The organism is Janthinobacterium sp. TB1-E2 (genome assembly GCF_036885605.1).
Lineage (GTDB): Bacteria > Pseudomonadota > Gammaproteobacteria > Burkholderiales > Burkholderiaceae_D > Janthinobacterium > Janthinobacterium aestuarii.
Genome location: NZ_CP142523.1, coordinates 3,368,381 through 3,383,097 on the forward strand (window position 1 = coordinate 3,368,381; position 14,717 = coordinate 3,383,097).

The window sequence follows — 14,717 nt, forward strand, 5'->3', positions numbered from 1 at the left end:
TTTTTTTAGGGGAAGCATACTATATGCCATTTCCCCTCATTCGGTAATGTATTGAGATAAATTCTGCCAGCGAAAGATAGCCGGGGCTGTAGCTTGTGGCGCATCAATGTCTTCTTGGAACAGTTCGCCATGATGGCAAGACCAGCAGCGGGCCGCCTTGCGCGCGGCCTGATGCTTTTTGCCGCAGGGGGAACCATGATCCGCATCTTCAGCCATTATGTGTCGAAAACAGCGTTTATCTTGCTGTTGCTGGAAATCCTGATCCTGCTGCTGTCGGCCAGCCTGACGTCCTTGCTGTGGCTGGCGGATGGCAGCCACCTGGTGCGGGCGAGCGAGGTCTACCTGTCGTCCTCGATCTTTGCGCTGGTCATTGTCTTGAGCATGAGCGCGCTGGGCATGTACCAGCACCGCTCGCGCGAAGACATCCGCAACACGTTATTACGCATCCTGCCGTCGTTCGCGCTGGGGTTTGCCGTGCTCAGCGTGTTGATACGCTTCATTCCAGCCCTGCATTTCGGACGCGGCAGCGTGCTGATCTTCGGCCTGGGTGCCATCGGCGTGCTGCTGGCGCGCCTGCTGGTATTCAAATCCTCGCAATCGGCGCTGATGAAAGGCCGGCTGATCCTGGTGGGTGGCGGGGTACTGGCGCGCGAATGCATGGACTTGGCGGCCAGCAAGATCGGTTTCCACCAGTTTACGGTGGTCGGCTGCATCGATGTGGCGGGCGAGCAATGCTGCGTGCCGGCCTCGGCCTTGCTGCCGACCGGACCGTCCCTGCTGGCCACGGCCCAGCGCCATGCCGCGCATGAAATCGTCGTGTCCGTCAGCGACCGGCGCAATGGCGCGTTTCCTGCCAAGCAACTATTGGAATGCGCGCTGGGCGGCGTCAAGGTGATCGACGCGGCCACGTTTTTCGAGCGCGAAGCGTGCCAGATTCGCATCGATTCATTGCAACCGAGCTATCTGATCTATGGCGGCGGCTTCGACCAGAGCTTTTTCCGCGCCACGTCGAAGCGTTTGTTCGACCTGGCGGCCAGCGGGGTCATCTGCCTGGCCTCGCTGCCCGTGATGCTGGTAACAGCCCTGTGCATCCGCCTGGAAGACGGCGGCCCCGTGTTCTATCAGCAAGAACGGGTGGGGCGCGACGGCCAGCCATTCAAGGTGCTGAAATTTCGCAGCATGCGCTGCGACGCCGAGCGCGACGGCACGCCCATCTGGGCCTTGGCCAACGATGCGCGCATCACGCGCGTGGGCAATCTGATCCGCAAGCTGCGTATCGACGAGCTGCCGCAGATGCTCAATGTGTTTCGCGGCGAGATGAGTTTTGTGGGACCACGCCCCGAACGCGCGTATTTTGTCGAGCAACTGAAGGAGCAGGTGCCGTACTACAACATTCGTCACAGCATCAAGCCGGGCATCACGGGCCTGGCGCAGGTGCGCTACCAGTATGGCGCCTCCGTCGACGATGCCGTCAAGAAGCTGCAATACGATTTATATTATGTGAAAAACAATAGCCTGTTCCTCGACCTGCTGATCCTGCTCGACACGGTGCAGGTGGTGCTGTTTGGCAAGGGCAGCCGATGATGCGGGACCAGTCGGACTGGCTGGCGGCGCCCGACGCGGCGGCTCTCAGCCATGGCCTGGCGTCGCTGGCCTTCTTCGTGCTGGCGCTGCTATTGATCAGCAACTGGCGCGCGCGGCAGAACGTGCGCGCCTTGCTGGTGGCGTGCCTGGCGACGGGCGGCTGGGCGACGGGTACGGTGGTGCTGGTGCTGCTGGGGCAGCGCATCGCGCTGGCCGGCGACGCGCTGGAATTGTTGCGCACCCTGGCCTGGCTGGTGTTTTTGCTGCTGTTGATTGAACCGTCGCGTCCCCGTTTGCGCCTCGTGCTGGCCGGCATCGTCCTCACGGCGCTGGCACCGTGGCTGCTCTCCATGGCCTCATCGTGGCTGGCGCTGCCTTTGCCGGCGCGCCTCATCGCCAGTGTTTGCCGTTTGCTGCTGGCCGTGCTGGGCATGTTGCTGGTGGAACAATGGTACCGCAACACGCCGCCCTTGAAACGCTGGGGCATCAAGTTCGCGTGCCTGGGCGTAGGCGGGCTGTTCGCCTACGATTTCTATTTGTACAGCGACGCCTTGCTGTTTCGCGCGGTCAATGACGACATCTGGGCCGCGCGCGGCATCGTCGACGCCCTGTGCGCGCCGCTGCTGGCCGTCTCGGCCGCGCGCAATCCGGGCTGGGCGCTGGGCTTGTCCGTCTCGCGCCAGATGCTGTACCGCTCGGCCGCCTTGCTGGGCTCGGCCATCTATTTGCTGGCCATGGCGGCCAGTGCCTATTATTTGCGCTATTTCGGCGGCACCTGGGGTTCCCTGATGCAGATGGCTTACCTGGGCGGCGCGGCCTTGCTGCTGGCGGGCGTGCTGTTTTCCGGCAGCCTGCGCGCCAAGCTCAAGGTGTATATCAATAAACATTTCTACAATGCCATCTTCGATTACCGCGAGGAATGGCTGAGATTTACGCGGGCCTTGTCCGAAGATGGTCCGGCCCTGGGCGAACGCACGATACAAGCGATGGCGCAACTGGTGGAAAGCCGCGCCGGCGCGCTGTGGATCTTGCGCGAACAGGGGCAGTTTGCCCCGGCCGCCAGCTGGAACTGGCCGCCGAGCAGGTGGAGCGAGCCGGCATCTGGTCCCTTGTGCCAGTTTTTGGAGGCAAGGTTATGGGTAATCGACGTGCCCGACTGCCAGCAAAACCCGCGCCAGTACGGCGGCTTGCAGTTGCCGCCGGCGCTGCTGGCGCTGCCCGGCGTGTGGCTGCTGGTGCCATTGATGCTGCATGGCCAGCTGTTCGCCTTTGTCGCGCTGGCGCGGCCCCGCACGCATATCAGCTTGAATTGGGAAATCCTCGACGTGCTGAAAATTGCCGGCAGCCAAGCCGCCAGCTACCTGGCGCACCGCGAATCGCTCGACACCCTGACGGTGGCGCGCCAGTTCGACTCGTTCAACCGCATGTCCACTTTCATCGTGCACGACCTCAAAAACCTCGTGTTCCAGCTGTCGCTGCTACTGAGTAATGCGGAAAAGCACCGCGCCAATCCCGCCTTCCAGGAAGACATGCTGGGCACCCTCGACCATTCCGTGCAGAAAATGAAGACCTTGCTGCAGAAACTGGCGCGCGGCGAAGCGCCGGAAGCGCCGGCGCCGCTGCTGCTCGACGGCTTGTTGCGCCAGGCCGTGGCCGCCAAGGCAAGCCTGGCCCCGGCGCCCCGGCTGGAAATCGTCGATGGCGAGTTGACGGTGCTGGCCAACCGCGCGCGCCTGGAGCGGGTGCTGGGCCACTTGATCCAGAACGCCATCGAGGCGACGGCCAGCGATGGCAAGGTGGCCGTGCGGCTGCGGCGCGAGCAGCACACGGCCGTCGTCGAGCTCGACGATACGGGGCAGGGCATGAGCGAGCAATTCATCCGCGAACGCCTGTTCAAACCGTTCGACACGACCAAGACGGCGGGCATGGGTATCGGCGTGTTCGAAAGCCGCGAATACCTGCGCGAAGTGGGCGGCAGCCTGGAGGTGCGCAGCGAGCCGCAGGTGGGCACGACGTTTCGCGTGGTCCTGCCGCTGCACGCGGCATAGCAAAGGAGTGCCATGGGCAAGCAAAAACTGCTGGTCATTGAAGACGATCCCGGCCTGCAAAAGCAGTTGCACTGGAGTTTTGACGGCTATGAAGTCTTGCTGGCGGGCGAGCGCGAGGCGGCGCTGGCGCTCGTGCGGCGACACCAGCCGGCCGTCGTGACGATGGACCTGGGCTTGCCGCCCGACCCGGACGGCGCCACGGAAGGCCTGGCCACCCTGCGGCAAATCCTCGCGCTGGCGCCGGACACGAAAGTCATCATCCTCTCCGGCAACCAGGAGCGCGCGCATGCCTTGAAAGCCATCGCGCTGGGCGCCTACGATTTTCACCAGAAACCGTTCGAGGCCGACATGCTGGGCCTGGTCATCGCCCGCGCGTTCTATCTGCACGCGATGCAGCAGGAAAACCGCCGCATGCTGCAGACGCAGGCGGACTCGCCGCTGGCCGGCATCGTCAGCCGCGATCCGGGCATGTTGAAGCTGTGCCGCAGCGTGGAAAAAGTGGCGCCCTCGTCGGCCAGCGTGATGCTGCTGGGCGACTCCGGCAGCGGCAAGGAACTGATTGCGCGGGGCTTGCACGCGCTGTCGAGCCGCCATGCGCAACGCTTTGTTGCCATCAATTGCGCGGCCATCCCCGAAAACCTGCTCGAGAGCGAGCTGTTCGGCTATGAGCGGGGGGCGTTTACGGGCGCGGCCCGGCAAACCCTGGGCAAGATCGAACTGGCCCACGGCGGCACTTTCTTTCTCGATGAAATCGGCGACATGCCGATGGGGCTGCAGGCGAAACTGCTGCGTTTCCTGCAGGAGCGGGTCATCGAGCGCGTCGGCGGGCGCGCCGAGATCGCCGTCGATGTGCGCATCGTCTGCGCCACGCACCAGGACCTGAAAGTGCTGGCGGAGCAGGGACGTTTCCGCGAAGACCTGTTTTACCGCCTCAGCGAAATCGTGCTGCGCATTCCGCCGCTGCGCGAGCGGGCCGGCGACGCGGCCTTGCTGGCCCACCATTTCAAGAACAAGTTCTGCGCCAGCGAAGGCCGCAGCAACCTGCATTTCAGCACCGGCGCGCTGCAGCTGATCGAAAGCTACGGCTGGCCCGGCAATGTGCGCGAAGTGGAAAACTGCATCAAGCGGGCCGTCATCATGAGCGACGGGCCGCAGATCGCCGCCGACGACCTGGGCTTGCCCGCCAGCGCCCAGGCTGCGCCCCAGGATGAACCGCTGAATCTGCGCCAGGCCCGCGACGGGGCCGAATACAAGGTGATGGTGCGCGCGCTGGCGCGGGCCGACGGCAATATTGCCAAGGCGGCCGAACTGCTGGGCGTGAGTCGGCCCACCCTGTACGACCTGATGGGTCATCACGGCATCAAGTCGCAGGTGAATAGCTGAGTGTATTAAAAATCAAGATTGTGTAAGGCGTCGCACATACGATGGCGCCGCCATGGCGCATCCTTGCCTCATCTACAACAAGGAGGCGCCATGAACGCGATCAATCTATTGATGCAGGACCATAAGGCCGTGAAGGCCCTGTTTGCCCAATATGAAGGCTTGAGCGACCGCTCATTTGCCACCAAGAAAAAGCTGGCCGACCAGATCTGCCAGGAACTCACCGTGCACACGCAGCTGGAAGAAGAAATCTTCTACCCGGCCGTGCGCCGCCCCATCCACGACGGCGACCTGATGGATGAAGCCCTCGTCGAGCACGCGAGCGCCAAGGAGCTCATCGCGCAAATCGCCGCCATGGACCCGGCCGACGACCTGTACGACGCCAAGGTCAAGGTGCTGTCCGAGCAAATCGAGCACCACGTCAAGGAAGAGGAGGGCGACATGTTTCCCAAGGTGCGCGAGACGGCCGTCGACCTCGACGCGCTGGGCCAGGAAATGGCCGCGCGCAAGGAACAGCTGACGGGCGTGGCCGTCTGAACGGCTTAAAAAATCAACAACCAAGGGAGTATTCCATGCAAGCTACACAATTGTCCGTGTCGGACCTGAACAATCCGGGCGTCTCCTGGGGCGCCGTGCTGGCGGGCGCGGCCGCTGCGGCCGCCTTGTCCTTCATCCTGCTGATCCTCGGCGTGGGCCTGGGTCTGTCATCCGTGTCGCCATGGTCGTTCAACGCGACGGCCATCGGTGTGTCGACCATCGCCTGGCTGGCCTTCATGCAACTGGCCGCGTCCGGCATCGGCGGCTACATGGCGGGCCGGTTGCGCGTGAAATGGAGTGCCATCCACACGGATGAAGTGCATTTCCGCGATACGGCGCACGGCTTGCTGGCCTGGGCCGTGGCCACCCTGATCACCGTGGCCGTGATGGCCGGCGGCACGCGCGCCGTACTGAGCGGCGCCATCGATGCGGGCAGCGGCGTGGCGGCGGCGGTGTCCCCAGCTGCGGCGGCGGGCGCAGGTGCTGCTGGTGCTGCAGGCGCCAATGCAGGCGAGGGCGGCGGAGCCAATCCGCTCGATTATTTCTCGGACATGCTGCTGCGCGCGCCTGCCGCGCCTGCCACCGCTGCTGCCACCGCTGCTGCCACCACCACCGGCACCCTGGCGGCACCCTCGGCCAATGCCAGCACGGCCGACCAGCGCATGGAAACCGGCAGGATCTTCGCGACAAGCCTGTCCACGGGCAGCCTGGCCGCCGATGACCGCGCCTATCTGGGCCAGGTCGTGGCCAGCCGCACGGGCTTGACGCAAGCTGAAGCGGAAGCGCGGGTCGACGCCGTCTACGGCCGCGCCGCCAAGGCCGCCGCCGATGCCAAGGCGCGTGCCCAGCAAGCGGCTGACACGGCCCGCAAGGCCGGCGCCCACACTGCACTGTGGATGTTCGTCGCCTTGCTGCTCGGCGCTTTCGTGGCCAGCCTGGCGGCAACGTTTGGCGGCCGCCAGCGCGACCATGAGCGCGTGCTGCGCCACGTCACCATCTGAACCCTGTCTCTATAAACTATATAAATCAAGGAGTCCTCCATGCGTTCCATCCTCTTGCTGCTGCTGGGCATTCCATTGCCCATCGTCATACTGATCGCCCTGTTCGTCCGCTGACAAGGCCAACACAAGAACCGGTGCCCGCTGCAAGGTGGGCGCCGGTTTTTGCGTGAAAGCGGGCGCATGTGTAAGATGGCGCCATCTTTCCTCCGAGACCATCCATGAACGTGACCTCCATACGTCCCTTGCTGAAAACCGCCACGATCGCCGCCTTTGCCTGTACTGTGCTGGCCGCGTGTTCCACCCTGATCGGCCCGCGCGACGTGAATGTGTCGCTGAGCAAGATGCAGCAAGGCCTGGAGCGCCGCTTTCCCATCGACAAGCGCGTGCTGTCCGTGCTGGACGTCAAGCTGACCCACCCACAACTGTCCTTGCAACCCGAGCGCGAAAGAGTGGCCCTCAGCGTGGACGCCAGCGTCCTGCCGCCTTTTATCCGCCAGACCTGGCGCGGCAGTCTGGCCATGTCGGGCCGCCTCGTGCTGGACGCCCAGCGCAACGCCGTCTACCTGAGCGAAGCGAGCGTGGACAAGGTGACCATCGACGGCATGGATGAAGCCCAGCAGCGCCAGTTCGCCAAAGTGGCCAGCCTGGTGGCCGACCAGCTCATGCATGAAACCCCGATCTACACGTTCAAACCCGACGAATTGCGCTACGCGGGCGTGCAATTCGTGCCCACGCAGCTCAGGACCACCAGTAATGGATTGACGGTGACGTTCGAGCCGGTGAAGTAAAAAGGCAGAGCCGAACAGAGACAGCCCCGTGGATTCGCCTGGCCGGCATGGACATATATTGTGCTATAGTAACATTTACTTAAATAGTAACTTTTACTGATCTAGGGGCGGGCGATAGTGAATATCAGCACGGCGGGAATCCAGTCCGGGGCACTGTCTGCCGCGGCAGGCAGCAAGGTGTCATCTGACAAAGTATCATCGGACAAGGCCCAGACAACCCCGGCGTCGGCCGGCGCTGGCGCCGTGGCCGAGGATGTCGTGATCTCGACCCTGGCCGGGCGCCTGTCGAAGGCCGCGACGGCAACCAGCGCCACCGTCCACGGTTACGATCATGCGGCGCTGGGTGTGTGGGTGAAGGACAATACGACGGAGATTCTCTATCCGCTGGACGCGGAACACAAGGCTGCTGCCGCAAAGCAGGTGCCGCAACCGAATGACGCGGCCTCGGCAAAGTCGGCCGCTGCCGCTACCGTGTTTGTCGACAGGAAGGGGCCCAATCCCTTTGCCGGCTTGTCGCGCGAGCAATTGTCCACCATTTCGAACGATGACAGCGGGACCTTTACCATCAACGAGCGGCGTGCTGCCTTTACGCAGGCATACGATGAAGAACAGGCCTGGCGCACCCAAGTCGTGGCGCAAGCCATGCAGGAATACAATACCACCGGCAAGATGACCAATTTCTTCAAGTCGGTGCTGGGGCATTTCAATACATTGCCCCAGCTGGAACAGTCGCAATATCCCGCCAATTATGCGAGCGACCTGGAAGACAAGATCAAGCTCGATTTTAATTATTTCAATCATGCGGCCGGCGATGGCGGGCCAACGCCGGGCTCGCTTGCGGACCTGCTGAAAAATCAGGGTAAAAAGACCGTGGACCTGTTCGATCTCCTGATCCGCTGATACCTGGAATTGTTCAACTGTCATTGTTGCGGGGCAGGCTGGCGGACTATAATCCGGCCTCCCATGCCTGGACAAGCATGTTCCCCAACATGAAGTGAAAACAATTAAAGGAATCTTCGTGAAACGCTCACTTATCAGCGCCGCCTGCTGCGCCTTGCTCGCCTTATCTTCGCCCTCGCTGTACGCCCAAGCCAACAATCCCGCCGCACCCGTCTCCGGCATCGACCTGAAAACCCTGGACCCGGCAGTCAGTCCCAAAGATGATTTCTACGGCTATGTCAACGGTGTCTGGACCCGCAATACGGAAATCCCGGCCGACAAATCCGTCTGGGGCACCTACATCGAATTGCGCGAAATCGCCCAGGGCCAGTTGCGCGGACTGATCGACGCCACTGTGAAAAACCCCGGCAAGCCCGGCAGCGAGGCGCACAAGATCGCCGACCTGTACACGAGCTTCATGAACGACAAGGCGCGCAATGCGGCCGGCTTCAAGCCCCTGCATGCCGAACTGGCCCGCATTGCTGCCGTCAAGGACAAGAAAGACTTGCCGGCGCTGCTCGCCTATCTGCAAGGCAATGGCGTTGCGACGCCGTTTTCCGCTTATGTGGCGCCCGATGCGCAAGACCCCGAGCAGTACACGGTCAATATCAGCCAGTCCGGCCTGGGCTTGCCCGACCGCGACTACTATCTGAAGGATGACGACGCCAAGCTGCACGCCGTGCGCGCCAAATACCTCAAGCATATCGAGACCATGCTGGCCATGAGCGGCGACAAGGCCGCTGGCGAACACGCTGCGCAGATCCTCGACATCGAAACGCGCCTGGCGGCAGTGCAGTGGACGCGCGTGCAGATGCGCGACCCCGTGAAATCGTACAACCGCGTCGATTTCGACAAATTCGCGGCACTGGCGCCGGCCTTCGACTGGAACGCCTACTTTACGGCCGCCGGCCTGGCGCCGAAGGCATCGTCGGCCGTCGTGCGCCAGCCCAGCTTCATGACAGGCTTTTCCGAGACCGTGGCCGCCGTGCCGCTGGCATCGTGGAAGAGCTATCTGAACTGGCGCATCATCGAAAGCTATGCGTCCTACCTGGACAGCGCAACCGTCAAGGAGCGTTTCGCCTTCGACGGCACGGTGCTGCGCGGCGTGCCGCAAAGCGAACCGCAGTGGCAGCTGGCGCTGCGCTTCACGGATAACGCCATCAGCGACGCCGTCGGCAAGCGCTACGTGGAAATGTATCTGCCGCCGGAAACCCGGCCCCGCGTGATGGCCATGTTCGACAATTTCGTCGCCTCGTTCAAGGATGGCATCGAACAGCTCGACTGGATGGGTCCGGAAACCAAGAAGGAAGCCCAGCTCAAGCTGGCCGCCCTGAAGCCGAAGATCGCCTACCCCGATACCTGGCGCGACTACAGCAGCATGCAGACGCAGCCGAATGACCTGATCGCCAACGTGCGCGCGGCGCGCGCGTGGAGCCGCCAGCAAAACCTGGCCAAGCTGGGCAAACCTGTCGACCGCGACGAATGGTCGATGACGCCGCAAACCGTCAACGCCAGCTACAGCCCGGCCCTCAACGCCATCACGATTCCGGCCGCGATTTTGCAGTCGCCATTCTTCAACGTGAAGGCGGAAGACGCCGTCAATTACGGCTTGCTGGGCATTACGTTTGGCCATGAGATCAGCCATGCCTTCGACGATTCGGGCAGCCAATACGATGCCAAGGGTCGTCTGCGCAACTGGTGGACGGCGCAAGACCGGGCCGCCTTCAAGGCGCTGGCCGCCGGCCTCGTCAAGCAATACGGTGCCTACAGCCCCGTGCCGGGCTACCACATCAATGGCGAACTGACCCTGGGCGAAAACATCGGCGATAATTCCGGCCTGTCGATCACCTACAAGGCGTACCAGCGTTCGCTCGGTGGCAAGCCGTCCCCCGTCATCGATGGCTTGACGGGCGAACAGCGCCTGTACATCGGTTTTGCGCAGAAATGGCGCGCGAAATTGCGTCCCGAAGCGGCCATCGCCCAGATCAAGAGCGACCCGCATTCGCCGGGCGAATTCCGCGCCAAGGGCACGGTCAAAAACCAGCCCGGCTTCTACGAAGCGTTCGGCATCAAGCCGGGCGATCCGATGTATCTGCCGCCCGAGCAGCGTGTGATCATGTGGTAAATCACGTGGTAAACCCGTAGGGCAGTCGCGCAACCGCGCCGGGGACTATTCCTTGGCGTGGTTCAGCGTGTACCTGGGCAGTTCCACCGTCAGGTCTTCCTGGGCCAGGCGCGCCTGGCACGACAGGCGCGAGTGGGGCTGCAAGCCCCAGGCCTGGTCCAGCATGTCTTCTTCATTGTCGCCCAGCTCGTTGAGCGAGTCGAAACCCTGCACCACGACCACGTGGCAGGTGGAACAGGCGCCGACCTGGCCGCAGGCGTGTTCGATGTCTATTTTGTTGAGCTGCAATGCGTCGCAAATGCTCATGTTCTGCGGCGCGTCGAAGACGGCGCCTTCCGGGGCCAGCTCGGGATGGGGCAGGACGGTGATTTTTGGCATGCGGGATTCTCCTCGTTTATCCTTCAATGCCGCCACTGTGGACCTTCCCGCCTTGGCAAGGTCAAGCCCCTGCGGCATCCTGCGCGACGATGCACGCGTCCAGATGCTCGAGCAATTGCAGGAACACGCGTTTATCGGCGTAGTGATTCATCGTGTTACTCAGCAATACATCGCTGGCGGCCGCTGCCACGGCGCTGTGGGCTTGCGCGCAGGCGGCATGCAGTTGCGCCCGATCGAGTTCCAGCAAAGCCGTATTGACGGCTTCGCGTGTGAAATCGTAGGCATCCATGCCGCAGCAGTCGGCGACACAATGGGTTTCCAGCAGGCAGATCAGCGGCCACAGTTCCCCCAGCAAGGGATCGATGTCGATGGCTTGCTCATAGCGGCCGTCAAGACCGATGAATTCGATCCATGCGTCGTCGCCGATCTGGATATCGTATTGGTGGTCGCGTTGCGTCATGTTTCAGCATTCTCCTGGGCAGTGGTATCGCATTATAAAAAAAACCGCCCGAAGGCGGTTTTCTTGTGCGGTAATGCAGCGCTTAGATAAAATAGATCAGCGCGATGATGCCCACGACCAGCGCCACGCGGGTGATCTGGTAGGCCGTCTTGTTCCACGCCTTGAAGCGGCGGCGGTACTGGCCCATGGTCCAGGAAATCTGGAACAGTTTGCTCACGCCGCCCACCTGGTCGCCCAGTTCGTTTGGCGAGGCGGCGGCTGTCATCAGTGTGCGGCCCAGCCAGCGGTTCAAGCCTTGCGCCCAGCGGTAGCGCATCGGGCGCTCGATGTCGCAGAACAGGATGATGCGGTCGCTGTCGGCATCGTTGCGGGCCCAGTGGATATACGTTTCATCGAACATCACGGCCTGGCCGTCGCGCCAGCTGTGGCGCTCGCCATCGACGTCGATGAAGCAGCGGTCGTCGTTCGGCGTCTGCAAGCCCAGGTGGTAGCGCAAGGAGCCGGCAAACGGGTCGCGGTGCGGGTTGAGCTTGCCGCCTTGCGGCAGTTCCGCGAACATGGCCGCCTTGATCGACGGAATCGATTGCAGCAAGGCATAGGTTTGCGGGCACATCTGCTGCGCCGACGGGTGGTTCGCGTCATACCATTTCAGGTAGAAACGCTTCCAGCCATATTTGAAGAAGGAATTGAAACCGACGTCATTGTTCTTTTCGGCGGCCTTGATCTTTTTCATTTCCTGCATGCGCAGCGCTTCATCGCGGATGATTTGCCAGTTCTGCTGCAGCGGCGCCAGTTCCGGGAACTGCTCGACGGCCAAATACGGCGTGGCCGGCACTTTCGAAAAGGTGTGCATGAACAGGTTCAGCGGCGCCATGAACGAGGAGTGATCGAAGATCTGGCGGCGGAACGGCAGGCGCACCTTGCCCCGAAAATGAATATGTAAAACAGAAAACACAAAAATGCCCAGCAAGGCCCACTTCATACACAACCTCGTTTTTTAAGAATGGGGCAATTATAACCAGTTAATGCCATCGCCACCCCGGGCCACGGTGAAGGAAAGATGAAGCGGCACGCGTGGACGCTCTGTCCTACAATGGCCTTTTCTACACACTATCCGAGGTAACAATGGAAATCTGGCACGCACCGCTCGACCTGGCCATCCTCAACGCCGCCAGCGAGGGCACGGCCATGCGCCACCTGGGCATCGAATTTACGGCCTTCGGCCCGGACTGGATCGAGGCGACCATGCCCGTCGACCACCGCACCATGCAGCCATTCAAGCTGCTGCATGGCGGTGCCTCCGTCTTGCTGGCCGAAACCCTGGGCAGCATGGCCGCGAATGCCTGCCTCGATTCCAGCCGGCACGTGAGCGTGGGCCAGGAAATCAATGCCAACCACCTGCGCGGCGTGCGCGGCGGCCACGTGACGGGGCGCGCCACGCCGATCCACCGGGGCCGCACCAGCCAGGTCTGGGAAATCCGCATCACGGGTGACGACGGCAAACTGTGCTGCATCTCGCGCATCACCATGGCCGTTATCGACGCCCCAGGTGCGGGCTGATGCGGCAGCTCTTGACTTGCATCAAAGCATGAAAAGCGAGCGCGTGAAATCATAAAAAACGCTGTTCGCTTATAATTCAGTGTGCTGTTGTATGGCGTAGCGGAAAGTCCCGCGCGCCTGCATTGCCCGACATTAGAAGCTGACTGCCCAAAAAACGCCAGTTAGAGACCCATCCTGCAGCATGCGGGAAAGGCACACGACGGCGAGCAGATCGCCCGGTTCTAGCGGAACCGGCAAAAAATCAACTTTATACAGGGCAATAACAACAATGATGTCATTCAATCGTTTGACGATAGGCGCGCGCCTGAGCGCAGGCTTCGGGCTGCTGGTCTTACTCATGCTGGTGCTGGCGGCCTTCGCGCTGCTGCGCATCGGCGCCATCTCCGGCGCCATGGACGCGCAGGAAAAAGTCCAACTGGAAAAACTCGAACCGCTGTACGTGGCGCGTGAAGCGCTCGACCAGACGGGCCTGGCCGCCCGCAACGCATATATCTTCCACGACCAGGCCGCGGCCGAGAAAGAGCTGGCCATCCTCGACAGCCAGAAGGCACTGTACCTGGACGCGCTGGCCCGGCTGGCGCCGCAGTTCGCCGGCGATCCACAGTTCGAGAAAGTCAGCACGGGCCTGAAAGCCATGGCGCAGGAATTGCAGCGTCCGCGCCAGTTCCGCGCCGCTGGGCAAATGGAACAGTACGGCACCTTCCTCGTCGAAGAGTGCAGCCCCCTGCGGCGCCAGATCGTCGCCGACATCGATACGGTGCTGAAAAACGTGCAGCGCGAATCGGAGCAGGCCAGCGTGGCCGCGCGCGCCATCTACGGCCAGTCGCTGCGCTGGATCGGCGTGCTGGCCGCGCTCAGCGTGCTCATTTGCATTGCGGTCGCCACCGTCATCACGCGCGGCCTGCTGCGCCAGCTGGGCGGCGAACCGGCGTATGCGGCAGCGATTGCCGGGCGCATCGCGCTGGGGGAGTTGGCCATCGACGTGCACACACGCCATGGCGACGACAGCAGCCTGCTGTTTGCCATCAAGACCATGCGCGACAACCTGGCCGCCATCGTCGGCAAGGTGCGCCATGGAACGGAAAGCATCGCCACGGCCTCGACCGAGATTGCCACGGGCAACCGCGATTTGTCGCAGCGCACCGAGCAGCAGGCCGGCTCGCTCGAAGAAGTGGCTTCATCGATGGAAGAACTGATTTCCACCGTGCGCCAGAATGCGGACAACGCCCAGCAGGCGAACCGCCTGGCGCGCGAAGCGTCGCAGGTGTCGGAGCAGGGCGGCAAGGCTGTGGCTGAAGTGGTGCACACCATGGGCCTGATCAATGCCTCGTCGAACAAGATCGTCGACATCATCGGCGTGATCGACAGCATCGCCTTCCAGACGAATATCCTCGCCTTGAACGCGGCCGTGGAAGCGGCGCGCGCCGGCGAACAGGGACGCGGTTTCGCCGTCGTCGCCACCGAGGTGCGCAGCCTGGCGCAGCGCTCCAGCGCCGCCGCGCGCGAAATCAAGGCCCTGATCGACGATTCCGTCAGCAAGGTGGGTACTGGGACCGTGCTCGTCGAGCAGGCTGGCGCCACCATGCATGACGTGGTGGCCGGCATCGGCAGGGTGACGGGCATCATGGCCGAGATCAGCCACGCCACGCAGGAGCAGGGCGCCGGCATCGAACAAGTCAACCGCGCCATCGTCGACATGGACCGTGTGACCCAGCAAAACGCGGCCCTGGTCGAGCAGGCGGCGGCCGCCGCGCACGAATTGCAGCAGCAGGCGGCGCAGCTGGAACAGGAAGTGGGCATCTTCAAGCTGGCCCCGCCGGCCAACGGACCGCTGCGCCTGGCGGCCTGAGGCCGACAGTGCTTTGGCGCGGCGCGCGCCAACCGGCATATTCCGCGCTACAATGAGCGCTGGATCAC

Annotated in this window: 13 protein-coding genes; 10 read left to right on the forward strand and 3 right to left on the reverse strand. The window is 62.7% G+C overall.

Translation table 11 applies throughout. The features are described from left to right. Positions 1–195: 195 nt before the first annotated feature. The 8 genes from OPV09_RS14925 (at position 196) to OPV09_RS14960 (ending at position 10,402) form a co-directional block, all read left to right on the forward strand. A complete protein-coding gene (locus OPV09_RS14925) occupies positions 196–1,584 on the forward strand; it encodes a TIGR03013 family XrtA/PEP-CTERM system glycosyltransferase (protein WP_338678611.1) in 1,389 nt (462 codons plus the stop codon). Next, positions 1,581–3,632, forward strand: a complete 2,052-nt coding sequence (gene prsK / locus OPV09_RS14930) for an XrtA/PEP-CTERM system histidine kinase PrsK (RefSeq protein WP_051990935.1) — start codon at positions 1,581–1,583, stop codon at positions 3,630–3,632. The genes OPV09_RS14925 and prsK overlap by 4 nt, the downstream gene beginning before the upstream one ends. Positions 3,633–3,644: 12 nt before the next feature. Then, positions 3,645–5,015, forward strand: coding sequence for a PEP-CTERM-box response regulator transcription factor (gene prsR, locus OPV09_RS14935; protein ID WP_319991764.1), 1,371 nt, complete (start codon positions 3,645–3,647; stop codon positions 5,013–5,015). Between the two features lie 90 nt (positions 5,016–5,105). Next, positions 5,106–5,549, forward strand: a complete 444-nt coding sequence (locus OPV09_RS14940; protein WP_338678612.1) for a hemerythrin domain-containing protein — start codon at positions 5,106–5,108, stop codon at positions 5,547–5,549. Between the two features lie 35 nt (positions 5,550–5,584). Beyond that, complete coding sequence (locus OPV09_RS14945; RefSeq protein WP_338678613.1) at positions 5,585–6,550, forward strand: hypothetical protein; 966 nt, start codon at positions 5,585–5,587, stop codon at positions 6,548–6,550. 218 nt (positions 6,551–6,768) lie between these two features. Further along, a complete protein-coding gene (locus OPV09_RS14950; protein WP_070301811.1) occupies positions 6,769–7,338 on the forward strand; it encodes a DUF1439 domain-containing protein in 570 nt (189 codons plus the stop codon). A gap of 177 nt (positions 7,339–7,515) precedes the next feature. After that, entirely contained in the window at positions 7,516–8,238 is a 723-nt protein-coding gene (locus OPV09_RS14955; protein WP_338678614.1) for a hypothetical protein, read from the forward strand. Positions 8,239–8,356: 118 nt separating this feature from the next. Beyond that, complete coding sequence (locus OPV09_RS14960; RefSeq protein WP_338678615.1) at positions 8,357–10,402, forward strand: M13 family metallopeptidase; 2,046 nt, start codon at positions 8,357–8,359, stop codon at positions 10,400–10,402. Positions 10,403–10,447: 45 nt separating this feature from the next. Here OPV09_RS14960 and fdx read toward each other — a convergent pair whose 3' ends face one another. From fdx to lpxO, 3 genes are all read right to left on the reverse strand, one after another. Then, positions 10,448–10,780 (reverse strand): ISC system 2Fe-2S type ferredoxin, encoded by a 333-nt coding sequence (gene fdx, locus OPV09_RS14965; RefSeq protein ID WP_338678616.1) that lies wholly within the window; start codon positions 10,778–10,780, stop codon positions 10,448–10,450. A gap of 61 nt (positions 10,781–10,841) precedes the next feature. After that, positions 10,842–11,240 (reverse strand): DUF6331 family protein, encoded by a 399-nt coding sequence (locus OPV09_RS14970; protein ID WP_338678617.1) that lies wholly within the window; start codon positions 11,238–11,240, stop codon positions 10,842–10,844. 82 nt (positions 11,241–11,322) lie between these two features. Beyond that, on the reverse strand, positions 11,323–12,222 hold the full coding sequence (gene lpxO, locus OPV09_RS14975; RefSeq protein ID WP_070301794.1) for a lipid A hydroxylase LpxO: 900 nt from the start codon (positions 12,220–12,222) through the stop codon (positions 11,323–11,325). A 143-nt stretch (positions 12,223–12,365) separates the two neighbouring features. Here lpxO and OPV09_RS14980 point away from each other — a divergent pair, with 143 nt between their 5' ends. Both OPV09_RS14980 and OPV09_RS14985 read left to right on the forward strand, forming a co-directional pair. Further along, positions 12,366–12,800: a hotdog fold thioesterase gene (locus tag OPV09_RS14980; protein ID WP_072453709.1), complete on the forward strand. Its 435-nt coding sequence runs from the start codon at positions 12,366–12,368 to the stop codon at positions 12,798–12,800. A gap of 268 nt (positions 12,801–13,068) precedes the next feature. Next, positions 13,069–14,649 (forward strand): methyl-accepting chemotaxis protein, encoded by a 1,581-nt coding sequence (locus OPV09_RS14985; protein ID WP_338678618.1) that lies wholly within the window; start codon positions 13,069–13,071, stop codon positions 14,647–14,649. The last annotated feature ends 68 nt before the right edge of the window (positions 14,650–14,717 follow it).